This is a genomic window from Acinetobacter sp. YH01007 (assembly GCF_013420425.1).
Taxonomy (GTDB): Bacteria; Pseudomonadota; Gammaproteobacteria; order Pseudomonadales; family Moraxellaceae; genus Acinetobacter; species Acinetobacter towneri.
This window is the reverse complement of the sequence record NZ_VOYC01000003.1, coordinates 108,709-124,043: the sequence shown is the minus strand read 5'-3', so window position 1 is coordinate 124,043 and position 15,335 is coordinate 108,709. Positions and strand designations below refer to the sequence as shown.

At 42.8% G+C, this 15,335-nt stretch carries 11 protein-coding genes; 5 read left to right on the top strand and 6 right to left on the bottom strand.

The window, feature by feature from the left end:
• Nucleotides 1-21: 21 nt before the first annotated feature.
• Both FTT74_RS01940 and FTT74_RS01935 read right to left on the bottom strand, forming a co-directional pair.
• On the bottom strand, nt 22-1,863 hold the full coding sequence (locus tag FTT74_RS01940; protein ID WP_154321101.1) for a monovalent cation:proton antiporter-2 (CPA2) family protein: 1,842 nt from the start codon (nt 1,861-1,863) through the stop codon (nt 22-24).
• 72 nt (nt 1,864-1,935) lie between these two features.
• Complete coding sequence (locus FTT74_RS01935) at nt 1,936-4,158, bottom strand: primosomal protein N' (protein ID WP_179988489.1); 2,223 nt, start codon at nt 4,156-4,158, stop codon at nt 1,936-1,938.
• Between the two features lie 152 nt (nt 4,159-4,310).
• Here FTT74_RS01935 and gspF point away from each other — a divergent pair, with 152 nt between their 5' ends.
• Both gspF and gspG read left to right on the top strand, forming a co-directional pair.
• The gene (gene gspF, locus FTT74_RS01930) at nt 4,311-5,516 is read left to right on the top strand and encodes a type II secretion system inner membrane protein GspF (RefSeq protein ID WP_179988488.1); all 1,206 of its coding nucleotides are present in this window, start codon (nt 4,311-4,313) and stop codon (nt 5,514-5,516) included.
• 76 nt (nt 5,517-5,592) lie between these two features.
• Nucleotides 5,593-6,027, top strand: a complete 435-nt coding sequence (gspG, locus tag FTT74_RS01925; protein ID WP_019836048.1) for a type II secretion system major pseudopilin GspG — start codon at nt 5,593-5,595, stop codon at nt 6,025-6,027.
• Between the two features lie 112 nt (nt 6,028-6,139).
• On the opposite strand, the gene lnt is transcribed toward gspG, so the two are convergent.
• Both lnt and FTT74_RS01915 read right to left on the bottom strand, forming a co-directional pair.
• On the bottom strand, nt 6,140-7,696 hold the full coding sequence (lnt, locus tag FTT74_RS01920; protein ID WP_004975952.1) for an apolipoprotein N-acyltransferase: 1,557 nt from the start codon (nt 7,694-7,696) through the stop codon (nt 6,140-6,142).
• Entirely contained in the window at nt 7,693-8,532 is an 840-nt protein-coding gene (locus FTT74_RS01915; protein WP_004975954.1) for a CBS domain-containing protein, read from the bottom strand. The genes lnt and FTT74_RS01915 overlap by 4 nt, the downstream gene beginning before the upstream one ends.
• A gap of 197 nt (nt 8,533-8,729) precedes the next feature.
• Here FTT74_RS01915 and tusA point away from each other — a divergent pair, with 197 nt between their 5' ends.
• From tusA to FTT74_RS01900, 3 genes are all read left to right on the top strand, one after another.
• Nucleotides 8,730-8,987: a sulfurtransferase TusA gene (gene tusA / locus FTT74_RS01910; RefSeq protein ID WP_004975955.1), complete on the top strand. Its 258-nt coding sequence runs from the start codon at nt 8,730-8,732 to the stop codon at nt 8,985-8,987.
• Nucleotides 8,988-9,713: 726 nt separating this feature from the next.
• Nucleotides 9,714-10,370: a hypothetical protein gene (locus tag FTT74_RS01905; protein ID WP_131261088.1), complete on the top strand. Its 657-nt coding sequence runs from the start codon at nt 9,714-9,716 to the stop codon at nt 10,368-10,370.
• A 20-nt stretch (nt 10,371-10,390) separates the two neighbouring features.
• Entirely contained in the window at nt 10,391-11,851 is a 1,461-nt protein-coding gene (locus FTT74_RS01900; protein ID WP_131261087.1) for an autotransporter outer membrane beta-barrel domain-containing protein, read from the top strand.
• Nucleotides 11,852-11,988: 137 nt separating this feature from the next.
• Here the strand turns inward: FTT74_RS01900 and FTT74_RS01895 are convergent, their stop codons facing one another.
• Nucleotides 11,989-13,122 carry a hypothetical protein gene (locus FTT74_RS01895; protein WP_179988487.1) on the bottom strand — a complete coding sequence of 378 codons (1,134 nt, stop codon included), beginning with the start codon at nt 13,120-13,122 and terminating at the stop codon, nt 11,989-11,991.
• Nucleotides 13,123-13,530: 408 nt separating this feature from the next.
• Nucleotides 13,531-15,243, bottom strand: a complete 1,713-nt coding sequence (locus tag FTT74_RS01890; protein WP_004975965.1) for an electron transfer flavoprotein-ubiquinone oxidoreductase — start codon at nt 15,241-15,243, stop codon at nt 13,531-13,533.
• Nucleotides 15,244-15,335 lie beyond the last annotated feature (92 nt).

The window sequence follows — 15,335 nt, the reverse complement described above, 5'->3', positions numbered from 1 at the left end:
GGCAATATTGTAAAACACAAGTCAGTTTGCTGCATCACGTGTTACATCAATATGACTGCTATGCAAGCCGCGTTTTAAATCGACACCCAAGGGCATTTCACGGTTTTGTGCATCACTTTCAAACAGGTGTTCCAGTTCTGCCAAAGCGTTACGATGGGTTTCATATACTTTTTGTTCATCGGTATAAATGTGCTGCTGTTGTGCCAAGAGTTGTTCATCATAATCACGGAACAACTCAATGCTTTTATAGGCATCTTTTTCATTAATGCCCAAATCGCGCAAAGCCTGATAGGCCATGCCTAAAGAGGATAAATACGTTTCACGCCAAATATAGGTAACGCCTAAATCGCGCAATAAGTGCACATGATGACGATCACGAGCGCGTACCAGTAATTTTAGCGCTGGATAATTCAGGCGAATATGCCGTGCCACGTTCATTGAGTCTTCAATATCATCAATGGCTAGAATAAAGATTTTGGCATGCTCGATGCCTGCGGCACGTAAAATTTCAGGTTGAGTGGCATCGCCATAATAGACTTTACCGCCGTAATTCCGCACAAAATCAATTTTATCCATATTGCTGTCGATGGCAGTAAAGTGCAGATGCTGCAAGTACGCCACACGGGCAATAATTTGTCCAAAACGACCAAAACCCGCAATAATCATGGGGTGATGTGTATCGGGAATTTCGTCATATTCAGGCGATTTTTCACGTTCTAAGCGAGGAATAATTTGACTGCTCATCAACCAATATAAAATTGGGGTCAACACCATCGACAAAGTCACAATTAAGGTCAGTGGTTGCAGCATGGCCTGGCTGAGCACACTTTCACTTTGTGCGACACTGAGCACCACAAAGGCAAACTCACCGCCTTGTGCCAAGCAAGTCGCCAACAACAAACTATTGCGCCAAGAATATTGGAAATAACGGGCAATGGCCGTGAGGCTAATCAGTTTGATGAGCAGGAGCAGCAATGCACCGCCTACAATCAGCCAAGGGGTATTCATTAAGATTGCCAGTTCGGTGCTCATCCCGACGGTCATAAAAAATAAGCCTAGCAATAAGCCTTTGAATGGGGCAATACTGGCTTCTAACTCATGTCTAAATTCGGAATCTGCCAACAATACGCCTGTTAAAAATGCACCTAAGGTGGTGCTAATGCCCAGCACATCCATAATGCTGACCACGCCAAGTACAATGAATAAACCGACAGCAGTGATCAGTTCATGTGCGCCACTTTTAGCCACAAAACGAAAAAATGGACGCATGAGATAACGGCTAAATAAGAACAAACCGCTAAAGGTCGCCATGATTGCAGCAAAATAAGCAATGCCATGATGAGTCGATTCTGCACCTGCTAACATGGGAATGATGGCAATTAAAGGAATGGCGGCAATATCTTGAAACAGCAGAATGGAAAAGGATTGTTGTCCATAACTGCTGTTGAGTTGCTGCTTTTCTTGCAACATTTGTAGCACAAAGGCTGTAGAGGAAAGTGCCAGTGCAAAACCTATCACCACACTTGAGGCAATGCCTTGCTGTAAGGCAAAAAAAGCCAAGATTGCAAGTAGAATACCCGTGATGCCGACCTGTAAACTACCCAAAACAAAAATGGGCTTGCGCATTTCCCACAGCCGTTGTGGACGCAGTTCTAAGCCAATAATAAACATCAGGAACACCACACCATATTCTGCCAGTTCCTGAATATCATCGGGGTCGCTGGCAATATTGAATACGCTAGGCCCTAGCAAAATGCCTGTAAACAAATAGCCCAATACGGTCGCAATACCAAAGCGTTTTAGTAAGGGAACCAAAACCAATGAAGCGCCTAGAAAAATGGTTATTTGTAACAATAAGGACATGTGGTCATCCAAAGTTTAAAGCGGTGGATTATTGAAATAAGTGCTGATACAGCTAAGTTTCAATTTACAGTATTAGCTAAATTCTTGCGGATCTATATCTAAACTTAGTTTCATGCTGGATGGCTTTTCATGCAACATATTTTGCCACCAGTTCCTGATATAAAAATGTAAGCGTGCCCGATCTTTAGACAACAACACCATGTGTGCATGGAAACGTCCTGCTTTACGTTCCATTGGCGCAGGAATCGGCCCCCAAATTTCAATTAATTGTTCTGAATGTTCTCTAAGCCATTGTGCATGTTGTTGTAAAAATTGCTGGTTTAATTCCTGACTTTTAGATTCACAGCGAATCAAAGCACTGTAACGATAAGGCGGTAATTGTGCAGCTTTGCGTTCTTTTAAACTTTGTTTGGCGAACTTGCGGTAATCTCCCTCGACCAATGTGGTGAGAAGTGGATGATCAGGACGCACACTTTGCAAATAAACATCACCTTTATGCTCACCACGCCCTGCACGTCCCGCCACTTGCACAATCAGTTGAGCCGTGCGTTCAGGTGCGCGAATATCCACACTAAGTAAGCCTGAATCAATATCTAAAATTGCCACCAATGTCACATACGGAAAATGATGCCCTTTGGCCAGCATTTGCGTGCCCAATAAAATCAGTGGTTCGCTGCGTTGAATACGGTCATAAATTTTTTGCCAACTGCCAACACGACTGGTTGAGTCACGATCTACCCGAATCACATCTACATTGGGAAACAGCTCGTTTAAACTGTCTTCGACTTTGGCAGTGCCCATGCCAATTGGTTTGAGTTCTGCATGGTTGCAGGCAGGGCATTGCTCAGGTTTACGATGAATCGTACCGCAGTGGTGGCAATGCAAATGTGTATAAGGTTGATGATGCAAGGTAAAGTTGGCATCACAATTCGGGCATTTGGCTTGCCATGCACAGCTCTCACAAATCAATACGGGTGCATAGCCGCGTCGGTTTAAAAACACCAAAACTTGTTCTTTTTTAGCCAAGCGTTTTTTGATTTCATCAATCAATTGTTGGCTAATACCGTGCTGTTTTTTGGCAATTTTTAAATCAATCAGGTGGATTTTAGGCATGAGTGCCGTGCCCGCGCGTTGATTTAATTCCAGACATTGCATTTTGCCTTGATCGACTAGTGCATAGCTGTCAATGCTTGGAGTTGCCGAACCTAAAATAACAGGGCAATTTTCCAGATGGGCACGATAGAGCGCAACATCACGGGCATGGTAGCGAAAACCTTCCTGCTGTTTAAAAGACAGGTCGTGTTCTTCATCTAAAATAATCAAGCCTAAATTTGGCAATGGGGTATAAATCGCAGAACGTGTACCTAAAATAATCGAGGCTTTGCCCGTTTGTGCGGCTTGCCACGCCTGCAAACGCTTGGAATCATTTAAACCTGAATGTAAGAGGGCGATGTGGCAGTGAAAACGCGATTGGAAACGGCTAATGGTTTGTGGCGTTAGACCAATTTCAGGTACTAACACCAACACTTGTTTGCCCTGTTTTAGTACCTCATGCATGATGTGTAAGTACACTTCAGTTTTACCGCTACCCGTTAAACCATCCAGTAAAAATGCCTTATATTGCTGCCGTACTTTAAGTACGCTGTCGATGGCTTTTTTCTGATCTGGATTAGGGGTTAAAGGCATTTGCGCCAAAGTCACTGGCATTGGGCTAAAATCTTGGGCTTCCAAAACACATGCGCAAATTTCTTTATTCGCCAAGGCTTTTAGGGTTGCTGTTTCAATGCCTGCCAAATTTAAAATATTTTCAGAAGTTCCCGAAGGATGCAGCTTTAAAATTTTATAGGCTTCTTGTTGTTTTTCTGAGCGTGTAATTTTAGCTTCGGCATGTGCATCCAACAATTTCCAAGTACGTGCCAATAAATTATAGGGTTTGGCTTGGCGCAATAAGCTAGGTAAGGCACTTTGCATCACTTCACCAATCGGGAATTGATAATATTGTGCCGACCATGTCAACAAAGTTAAAACTTTAGGGTCTAAAATCGCTTGCTCATCTAACAGTTTGCTAATGGCTTTGAGTTTAAAACGTGGATCAATTGGGGTGTCGAGTGCCAGTTTTTCGACAATAATTCCGACCAAGTTTTGCCGACCAAAAGAAACCAAGACCCGCGCGCCCACTTCTGCTTGCTGATATTGTGCTGCACTGAGCATATAATCGAAGCAGTCGTAAAGATATACGGGTACAGCCACTCGAATACGATAAACAGGCTGTGGGTCTAAAGTGGAATCTGGCATAGAAAAAGTCGTATCGTCCTGTGAAAAATGGCTTCGTGCTCGACTTTGGCATGTGTTAGAGTGAGCACAGAATTTATATCTAAGAATATGAATGATTTTAGTGGTCAGACGCAACTGCGTTGCAAGAAATTTTGGAAAATTAGAGCATTACAATGCCAGCATATCAATTTACTGCCATTGACGCTTCAGGGAAGCAGCAAAAAGGTGTTTTAGAGGGTGATTCTGCACGACAAATCCGTCAGCAATTACGTGACAAAGAATGGATTCCTGTCAGTGTCGATACCGTTGAACAAAAAGATAAACACAGTGGCAAACAATGGTTTCAGAAAAAAATCACCGCCTATGATTTGGCTTTGCTGACCCGTCAGTTATCGGTTTTGGTGGCTGCTGCGATTCCTTTGGAAGAAGCCGTTCGCGCTGTGGGTAAACAAAGTGAAAAAGCCCATGTGCAAAATTTGCTGATGTCGGTGCGTTCCAAAGTTTTGGAAGGTTATTCACTGGCCAATGCTTTACAACAATCGGGGCGTTTTCCAGACTTATATATTGCCACCATTGCCGCAGGCGAGCGTTCGGGGCATTTGGATTTAATTCTGGAACAATTGGCAGATTACACCGAAAACCGCTTTGCCATGCAGAAAAAAATTCAAGGGGCGATGATTTATCCCATCATTTTAATGCTGATGTCTTTTGCGATTGTGATGGGTTTAATGACTTATGTCGTACCCGATATTGTTAAAACCTTTGATCAGAGCAAAGATGCCTTGCCGTGGATCACCGTGGCATTAATGAAAGCCAGTGACTTTATTCGTGTTGCATGGCCGTTTTTACTGGTGGTTTCTGTGGTCGGAGTATTGTTGTTGGCGCGTTTTTTACGCACCACCGCAGGGCATTATGCCTTTGACCGTTTAACCTTAAAGTTGCCGTTATTTGCAAAATTATCACGTGGGATTAATGCTGCGCGTTTTGCCAGTACCTTGTCTATTTTGACTCAGTCGGGTGTGCCTTTGGTAGATGCGCTAAAAATTGGTGCTGCGGTCAGTAACAACTGGGTCATTCGAGATGCGGTCAATTTGGCGGCAGAAAAAGTCACCGAAGGTGGCAACTTGGCGACGCAATTGGAGCGTAGTGGTTATTTCCCACCGATGATGGTACAAATGATCAAAAGTGGTGAAGCTTCGGGCGAGTTAGACCGTATGCTGTCACGTGCTTCAGACATGCAAGACCGTGAAGTGACTACGCTTATTTCCACTCTTTTGGCACTATTAGAACCGTTGATGTTGGTACTGATGGCGAGTATTGTATTGGTGATTGTGATTGCGGTCATGCTGCCAATTGTGAATATGAACAATATGATTTAAATCAATTTAAAGCATGGTTCTTCAGACTGAACCGAAAATAAATGTCGAATTGATATCAATAAATGAGAGAGATTGAATGAAACAGAAGCAATCGAGCAAACAGTCAGGTTTTACCCTGATTGAAGTCATGGTGGTGATTGTAATTTTAGGTGTGTTGGCGGCTTTAATCGTACCGAATGTAATGGGACGTGGTGAAAAAGCCAAAGTCGATACCACGGTAATTACCTTAAAAGGTGTGGCAGGTGCACTCGATCAATACAAACTTGATAATCAAAAATATCCCTCTATGCAAGATGGTGGTTTAGATGCCTTGGTGAATCAGCCTGCTTCGGCTAAAAACTGGTTACCAGGCGGTTATGTGAAAGGAGGCTATCCGAAAGACAGTTGGGATAATGACATTCAATATGTGATTCCGGGTTCAGAAGGTCGTCCGTTTGACTTGTATTCTTTTGGTGCAGATGGTCAGCAGGGTGGTGAAGGTACCGATGCCGACATTTATTATCAGCCTTAATAGAAGATGAGTTGAGTCTATATATTGATTCAGTGAACTCCAAAAAAAACCGAGCGCTTAATGCTCGGTTTTTTTATGAATGGTTATTTCTAGCCGCTATTGAACAGTACTATTAACGACGTGATTTAAACGACACATCCACCTGACGTGGTCGATAAATCCACCCCATAATTAACAACAGCAATGAGAAAATCAGCACAGGCCAATCGCTGAGTTGGGTATACAGTGTTTGACCTTGCATGGCAGGCAGATCACCACGCAGCACAAATTCCTGATCCATTGGCGCTTGTTTGACAATATGCCCATGATGGTCAATAAATGCGGTCACACCTGTATTGGTGGCACGAACAAACCAGCGTCCATTTTCTTTGGCGCGCATTTGTACCATTTGTAAATGTTGCAATGGCCCTGCAGTACCCGTAAACCAAGCATCATTGGATACTGTTACCAAAAAGTCACTTTGGCTAGCATTGCGGCGGGTCAGGTTCGGATAAGCCACCTCATAACAAATGGCTGCCCCCAAATGATGCTGTTTAATTGCAAGCGGTTTTTGCTCAGACGCTCCACGTGAAAAACCACTCATGGATGGGTCATTTTGCATCGCAGGTAGTACCCAACTCAGTAAGCCTGAAAGCGGAATATATTCACCAAAAGGCACCAGACGCTGCTTTTTATACAAGCCTTCAGCCGCATCTCCCGTTGCCATAATGCTGTTGTAATACATTGGATGTTGCTGCACTTGTGATTCAGGCAAGTCCCAATACGGAATACCTGTCACCCACGAACTGCCCGTTTTTTCAGCCTGTGTTTTCATGGCATCCAAAAACGGTTCAATATCGGTCTGGAACATTGGAATGGATGATTCAGGCCAAACAATAATGTCGCGTCCCCATTCAGTTCGGGTCAAGCGGGTATAAATTTCCAAGGTCTTAATTTGGTATTCGGTTAGCCACTTTAAGTCTTGAGGAATGTTGCCTTGAATCAGAGAAACCGAGAGTGGCTTTTCAGATTTTGCAGTTACAAAACTGAGTTGTGCTGCACCCCATGCACCCAAAAGTAAAATTGCCGATGGAATCAGCCAGAAGATACGCTTTTTAAGGACTTCAACCAACGCACAGGCCAGCAAGATGACCACAAAAGACACCCCGAAAATACCAAACAACGGTGCATAGCTATCCAAAAAGCGTTCGGTGAAGGCATAACCTGCAAACAGCCATGGAAAACCTGTAAAGACCCAAGTTTTCGCCCATTCAAAAAATACCCATAGCGGTGCAAAAGTCAGTGGTGTTTCAGGGAAAAACCGACGATATAACCACGTTTGTACGGCAGTAAACAAACCCATCAACAGCGCCATAATGACAATCATCAGCACGCTTAAAAAGGCATTGGTGTCGCCATAGACGTGAATGGATGTATAGAGCCAAAATGCTCCGACAAACCACAACCCAATCCCGTAAGACCAACCAATCAAAAAGGCCTGTTTCGGGGTGCGTTTGCTTAAAGTCGCATACAGCAAAGCAGGTGAAAGTAAGGCAATCCACCAGTAATGATAGGGAGCAAGTGCCAAACTAAACACTGCACCTGCCAATAGGGCAATGATTAATGGATAAATTAAGGGCAGTTGTTGATGTTCTGCAGGATTAGACAGCTTGGAAAAAAAAGTCCTCATTGACGTACGGCTCGAATCAGATGAATAGTGCGGGCATCTGCTTCAAGAATGGTAAACTCCCAGTTGCCAATCACAATCACTTGTCCTTGCAAATCACTCACCAAACCAATTTCCTGAAGCAATAAACCGCCCACAGTTTCTACTTCATCGTCAGAAAAATCTGCATCTAAAACATTATTAAAATGTTCGATTGGTGTAAGTGCTTGTACTAACCAAGTATTTGCCGTTTTTGGGTCGTGATCGGGGATGATGTATTCTGCTTCTTCGTCAATATTGTCGTGTTCATCTTCAATTTCACCGACAATTTCTTCTAAAATATCTTCTAAAGTAACCAAGCCCGAAGTGGTGCCATACTCATCAATCACCACTGCAATATGGGTTTGGGTGTTTTTGAGCATACGCAATACTTGGTCTGAACGAGCACTTTCAGGCACAAATAACGGCTGACGCATTAAGGCGCGAATATCGACTTTGGTTCTTTGTTCGGTCAGTAAAGGCAATAAATCTTTTGCCAATAAAATCCCCACCACGTTGTCGGGTTGGTCAGATGAGAACACAGGAAAACGTGAATGTGCCGATTCGACCAGTACATGCAAAATGTCGAGTAGCTCATCATCTTCTTGTAAGCTAATCATGGCGGTACGTGGGGTCATGACTTCACGGATTTTGGTGGCAGGTAAATCCAGAACACCTTCGAGCATTGCCACCGTATCGGGTTCTAAAAAACGACGTGAATCTTGTACTAATTTTAGCAATTCATCGCGGGTTTCTGGTGCAGTGCCTAACCATTTTCTTAGGCCACGCATACCCCACGATGGGCCTGATTCCTCGTGCATGATCTTTCCTAAAGACTCTTTATATCTAAAAAACTTAGCTTAATCATACCTTAGAAAATACAGTTGTCTATTGCTAATCTTGGGAGAAAATGACGGCAATTACGTCACGAGATGTGTTGCTGTGCGTAGCGGGAACACATAAAACAAGGCTGCGCTTTATGCTAAACTAGCCCGATGTTTTAATATCGAGTCTGTGCATGTCTGAACTTCCTGTCACACCTAGTATTCAACTGAATACCCGCGGTTTGCGTTGCCCTGAACCTGTGATGATGCTGCATCAAGCCATTCGCAAATCTAAGTCTGGCGATGTGGTTGAAGTGTTTGCAACTGACAATTCGACGTCTTGGGATATTCCAAAATTTTGCATGCATTTGGGGCATGAGTTGTTATTGCAAGAAGAACGCTTAGATGAGCAAGGCAATAAAGAATTTCATTATTTGGTGAAAAAAGGCTAATAGGCAAAAATTAGCCTCAGCACTTTTAGAACACTATAATTTAAACACGATAAAATAGTCATGTGATCCATATAGGCATATTTCATTTGCAATTCATGCAAGTTGAAATATGCCTTTTGTGTTTTTAGCCATGACGTTCAACTTTATTTTTAATTTTTCATCAATTTTGCATCAATCCAACCTGCTTCACAGTTTGAGTTAAAAAATGGCGAAACGATCCACGAGTTGCGTTATCTGCTACACATTTTTTAAGGGACTTTTCAACTTTTCTGCATTTATAGGGCAAGTTGTGTGCTTGTGCAAAATCTAACAAAGCTCTGTGTGTTGTATAAGAAATAATTTTTAGAGTGTGAGTTTAGTCTATTGTTTAGTTATTGATTTTTAACAAAATTATTTTAAATATTTTTTAATATATGGAAAAATTAGCCTATAATGCGATCAGTTTATTGAGTTCGATTGCAGAACATTTGGGGGTGAAATTAAGCAGATTTGGGGTTTTGCTTGGTTTGAATGTTATATGGCAGTGTTTATGTTTTATAAGGCTGAAAAAGCTGATTAAGCTGTCGCATTAAAGTAGTCAAGTTAAGAAAAATAATTTTGGGGGGCTTAACTGATTGTCTTTATCTTAAAAAAATATGCCATTTAGACTGAGCAAAATCTGCTTAATTTTTTACGTGATCAATCATCAATAAATCTTGCGTTATCATCATTTTGATTGAGTACGGTATGATTTTAGATAAAAAGCAAAACTTTTCTTTAAAGCCACTGAGTGTGGCGTGTTTATTGACCATGAGTATCTCAGGCTGTTCATCGGGTTCAGGCTCTCAGTCAAGCACGGTTCAAGTCACTGATGTGTTGGGGGCAGAAAATGTCAGCCAAGAAGATCAACCGACTACAAATGAAGGCATTGGCAGCGGAGTAGAGCAACCTGTCGCACCATCTGCACCCATTACCGATCAACCTCCTGTGAATTTAGAGCTAGATCATGGCGATGTATCATCCAATGGTGGTGGTTTGAGTGGTGGCAGTACAGATCATGGCAATACATCACCAACTGAAGATTCACTTTTAGACAGCAATGATGCTGTACCTAGCGATGATGCTACCGTTTTAGAAAATAATGATGTCAATCAGCCTGATACGATACCTACACTTGAATCACCTCCGTCAGAAGCAGAGCAACCTGTCGATGTGGTAGCTCCACCTGCAGTAGAGCCTGCTTTAACCGACACCGTTTTGGTCGATAGTGCAATTCAAGATATTGAAGTACCACAAGATACATCTGAAGTTGAGATGGGTAGTACGATTCAAGAACTTGAACCCTCACAAAACACTTTAGAAGTCGAAACAGGCAGTGCATTTCTTGAAAGGAAGGCAATTTAACCATCACAGGCAACTATTCGATGCAGATTGCTGCAGATCAGCAGCAACATGCGGGTTTTAAAGCACGTTTTGGCAATTTGCTGACGGTAACGGGAACCGCCAATTTGGCAGGGACTTTGAACCTGTTTGATGAAGTGCCACTTGATCAGCCACTTATTACTGCACAAGGTTCACAAACTACCGTATTACGTGCGCAACAAGGCGTACAGCGTGAGTTCGATGCTTATCGCTCAAGCAATCCATTATTTGAGTTGACACAAGTTAGTTATCGTCCTGAACTGAATGCAACGGGCGAGCCTGTACGTGCGGCAGATACAATCAATACCGATGTGGTGATTACGGCAAAGCGTAAATCGACTGAAACGGTGGCGGCTCTTGCTGCTGAACTTGAAGGACGTACTCAGGTTGCCCGTAATTTAGATGTAGTTTTAGCAAGTCTTGATCAGAAACAACAGTTAGAAACGCTGGAAGATGCTGAAAAAGTTTTTGCCAATCGCTTATTTAACAATTTTGCTCAAACTATACGTTATAGCAATGCTGCTGAAAGTACAGTTTCTACGCAGGCATTGAATCAACTGTTTCATCAACTTGATCCAAGTTTTTATGCCAATACCGTTTTAAATGTCGCAGAAGAAAGCAGCAAGCAAGAACGTCAGTTTGCACAGCGTTTGGCAACCGCACAACCCAAACAGCTTTGGTTTTCGGGTGATTACCAAAGTTATGATATGGATTATGTCGGCTTAAATAGTGAGCGCCGTAGTCATCATCAAGGTGTTGGTGTGGCAACAAAACTGGCAGGGATGACCTTGGCAGCGCAGGCCGATTTCAGTCAACTGAACTTAGATGATGCCGTACAAACAGGCTCAAAAAATAGCAGTCAGAGCAAAGCCTATGCACTAACTATGGGGACAGCACAGCAGCTTAATCGTGATTTAAGTGTCGCGGCATGGTTAAAAGGCATGCAGGTGGATGTTGACGCGCAGCGTGGTCATGCTCAAGCACAAAAAATACAGTTTGATGGACAAATGTATGCCGCAGGTTTGCGTCTAGATTATAGCTATCCACTCAGTCAAAAAATGCAGATTCAACCGTATTTAGACGCTTCGTTCCAACATTATGTTCATGCCGAACAAACTCAGCAGGATGGTGTCAACAGCTTAGATGATTTGGTGATGCAGCGCTGGAATTTTGGTGCAGGTTTGCAAGCCAATTACCAGTTGAATCCAGCATGGCAATTGCAAGGCAGCTTGTATTACAGCCAACCGATTCAGGAAAAAGCATATTTAGATACCCATTATGTAGGCACAGCGGAGAAACTGAAGTTTGATGCATGGCATGCCGATCAAGGTCAATATCATGCTGCCTTAGGTTCACAACTTCACTTTGGACAACATAGTTTTCTCAATTTGAATTATGAATATAGCGGGCGATCACATAGCGACAGTCATCGGGTACAGTTGGCGGTAACGACTCGATTCTAATTGATCGTTTTATTCATGAGAAAGTCATGAAAAAGCGTAGATTTGCGTATGAATGAGAAGTTTGAATCTTGATTGAAACAGCCATGTAGATAAATCTGCATGGCTGTTTTTTAGATCACAGTCAAATGGACTGAGTTTTAGACCGCATAGCGACTCATTAAAGTCAGTGGTGCTTTGGACTGTAAATAATCGGCAGGAATAAATACGATATTGGCAGCGTGTTGCTGTGCTGCATCAATAATATGGTTGATCACATCGTCTGTGGCTTGTGCGCTGTCAGGTGCGTGCGCTTGATCTAGATAAATTCGTTGCTGGTCGGTATCGACCCAACCCGCCTGCATGTAGCCTTGTTGAACATATAAAGTATCGACATTATTTTGCAACACTGCCTGATAAATTTGCTGCAGATCGGTCACAACACGGTCACTGGCATAGAGTTCATCCAGTTGCTGCGCATGTTGCTGATGCAATTGTTGTTGATGGCTTTTTAGCTCGGTCTGAATACTGTCAATAATGTGTTGTGCGCTGCCTTGTTCTAGCTGAGTGACGTTATCTACACTGAAAATAATGGCATTGGGTTGGTCGCAAATAGATTCATAAAAACTGATATTGCGTCGATCACCCACAATGACCAAGCCCAATGGCTCACTGGCACGTACAGTTTGCACATTTTTATCGACACGGTTTAAAAACTCTTTGAGTAAACGGTCTTCATTGGCGGCTGTGGCACGTTCTGCACCGCTGGTGCTATATAAGTTATCATTTTGAACAGGAAATGCACCATGTGGCAGTCGTTCATTCAAGTCGCTGTCATCTACAGAAAACTCATGGATTACACGATCATTGGAGGCCTTAATCAGACGTCCAACTTCACGACTGATCACTACCACATAGTATTGCACTGCATAAGATAGCTCACGAATAAAATCACGCACTGAAAATTGTTGATCAATCACAATACGTTCTTGGGTAGGGAATGGCAGACGCAGTACTTGTGCACTGTCGGCTGTGGCAAAAATAGCCAGACTGTCTAAATGGTAGTTGGGATTCAAATCTTTGGTTTGATGATGAATCTGTTCTAAAATTTGTGCCACCAGACGTTTGTCATAGTCTGCCAACAGGCGTTCTTCGAGTTGTTTAAGTTGGTTTTTAAGAGCAATCACATCTTGCTGATTGTCTGGAAAGGTACGATGTGTGGGTAGAAATAAGCTGACTGCAGGTTGTGCCTGCACATTTTTAAGTTGGTTGAGGGTGTCTGTTAAATTAAGCATGTTGGAATTCCTCTTCTAATGAAAATAAGAAGAACAACCAAATGCTTGAGCAAGATAAAACTCAAAGTACTGCTTTATACTCCACTCAAGTCAGTTTTAGTCAGCATCTACAACATTTTGCTACCGTGCTAAGTGCTGCATAAAATGCCGAATAGCATTGTATAAAAGCTGACAAAACAACATTTTCGGTTGTTCAAGTCTGAAAAAAACGAAATAAAAAACTAAAAATAGAAAAGATAAAAAATAAGCAAAAACAGCATAACAAGGAAAGTTATTCAATCGCCTGCTTTTGAATAGAGAAATACCTGAAAAATGTAAGGGATTATGAGACCTTGGTAATTTTGTAAACTGTGTATAAAAAAGCAGTGCCGAGGCACTGCTTTTGGGTTTCTCAATTGCGATTCGCAATTACATATTCGGGTAATTCGGACCACCGCCACCTTCAGGTGTTACCCAAGTGATGTTCTGTGATGGGTCTTTAATGTCACAAGTCTTACAGTGAACACAGTTGGCTGCGTTAATCTGGAAGCGTTTTGAACCATCATCATTTTCCATGATTTCATAAACACCCGCAGGGCAGTAGCGCTGTGCAGGCTCATCCCATTTAGGTAAGTTTACGTTCACTGGAATAGAGGTATCTGTCAACTTTAAGTGTGCTGGCTGATTTTCTTCATGTACGGTATTCGATACAAACACTGAAGATAAACGGTCAAAAGTCAGCTTGCCATCTGGTTTTGGATAGTTCGGTTTAAAGCTGGTTGCATCTACAGTTTTGAGTGCGCTGAAATCAGGCACTAAATCATGCAAAGTAAATGGTACTTTAAACACGTTCTGGTCGATAAAGTTAAACGCACCACCCATCCATTGACCAAACTTATGCATTGCAGGGCCAAAGTTACGTGCGCTATAAAGTTCTTCTTTCAGCCAGCTGTTGTTGAATTTTTCAGTGTAAGCCGTTAGCTCTTTCACAAAGAAATCTTCGCCTTCAGTTACGCGAGCAATCGCCAAGTCACCGCCTTTTGCGACACCTGCAGCAATCGCTTCAAATACTGCTTCACCGCAAAGCATGCCAGACTTCATGGCGGTATGAGAGCCTTTGATTTTGGCAAAGTTTAAGAAGCCTGCATCATCACCAATTAAAGAACCACCTGGGAAGGTGAATTTTGGCAATGAGTTAAAGCCACCTTTGGTCACAGCACGTGCACCATAAGAAATACGCTTGCCGCCTTCTAGATACTGTTTAATTAGAGGGTGAGTTTTCCAGCGCTGCATTTCCATAAATGGATACATGTGTGGGTTGGTATACGACAAGTCCACAATCATACCCAAAGTCACTTGGTTGTTTTCTGCGTGGTATAACCACCAACCGCCTGAAGAACCTGTTTCACTTAATGGCCAGCCTGCACCGTGCATGACTAAACCTGGTTTGTGTTTTGCAGGGTCAATTTCCCAAAGTTCTTTAATACCAATCCCGTAGTGTTGCGGATCGGCATCTTTATCCAAATTGAATTGCTGGATTAAACGCTTACCTAAATGACCACGACAGCCTTCTGCGAAAATGGTGTATTTGGCATGTAGTTCATAACCCGGTGTGAAGTTATGCGTTGGCTCGCCATCTTTACCAATGCCCATGTCACCAGTTTGGATGCCTTTAACCGTACCATCGGCATGGTAAAGAATTTCAGATGCCGCAAAGCCAGGGAAAATAGAAACTTCTAATTCTTCGGCTTTTTGACCTAACCAACGCACCACGTTGCCTAACGAGATCACGTAGTTACCATCGTTATGCATGGTTTTAGGCACCATCCAATGCGGTGCTTGCTGAGCTTTTTCAGGTGACATCAAGAAGAAAGTTTTATCTTCAGTCACAGGCACATTTAAAGGCGCACCTTCTTCTTTCCAGTTAGGAAATAACTCGTTGATGGCGCGAGGCTCAAGAATTGCACCCGAAAGGATATGCGCACCAACTTCAGAGCCTTTTTCGACCACACAAACGGACAGATCATTTAAATTGTTTTCAATTGCAAGTTGACGAATTTTGATCGCAGCAGAAAGACCCGCAGGGCCTGCGCCTACGATGACTACGTCAAACTCCATCGATTCACGTTCGATGTGTTCCATGTAGGACTCCTCATATAATTGAAGGTGGCAACCGCATCAAGCAACGGTGCTGCCATGAGTATTTTTAGTTGCCAGACACAAATTTAATCGTG

Excerpts from the sequence above, each read along its gene's own strand:
- FTT74_RS01940 (WP_154321101.1), bottom strand. The coding sequence starts at position 1,863 with ATGTCCTTATTGTTACAAATAACCATTTTTCTAGGCGCTTCATTGGTT.
- FTT74_RS01895 (WP_179988487.1), bottom strand. The coding sequence starts at position 13,122 with ATGCTTAATTTAACAGACACCCTCAACCAACTTAAAAATGTGCAGGCA.
- FTT74_RS01905 (WP_131261088.1), top strand. The coding sequence starts at position 9,714 with ATGATTTTAGATAAAAAGCAAAACTTTTCTTTAAAGCCACTGAGTGTG.
- FTT74_RS01900 (WP_131261087.1), top strand. The coding sequence starts at position 10,391 with ATGCAGATTGCTGCAGATCAGCAGCAACATGCGGGTTTTAAAGCACGT.
- FTT74_RS01915 (WP_004975954.1), bottom strand. The coding sequence starts at position 8,532 with ATGCACGAGGAATCAGGCCCATCGTGGGGTATGCGTGGCCTAAGAAAA.
- lnt (WP_004975952.1), bottom strand. The coding sequence starts at position 7,696 with ATGAGGACTTTTTTTTCCAAGCTGTCTAATCCTGCAGAACATCAACAA.
- gspF (WP_179988488.1), top strand. The coding sequence starts at position 4,311 with ATGCCAGCATATCAATTTACTGCCATTGACGCTTCAGGGAAGCAGCAA.
- gspG (WP_019836048.1), top strand. The coding sequence starts at position 5,593 with ATGAAACAGAAGCAATCGAGCAAACAGTCAGGTTTTACCCTGATTGAA.
- FTT74_RS01890 (WP_004975965.1), bottom strand. The coding sequence starts at position 15,243 with ATGGAACACATCGAACGTGAATCGATGGAGTTTGACGTAGTCATCGTA.
- FTT74_RS01935 (WP_179988489.1), bottom strand. The coding sequence starts at position 4,158 with ATGCCAGATTCCACTTTAGACCCACAGCCTGTTTATCGTATTCGAGTG.
- tusA (WP_004975955.1), top strand. The coding sequence starts at position 8,730 with ATGTCTGAACTTCCTGTCACACCTAGTATTCAACTGAATACCCGCGGT.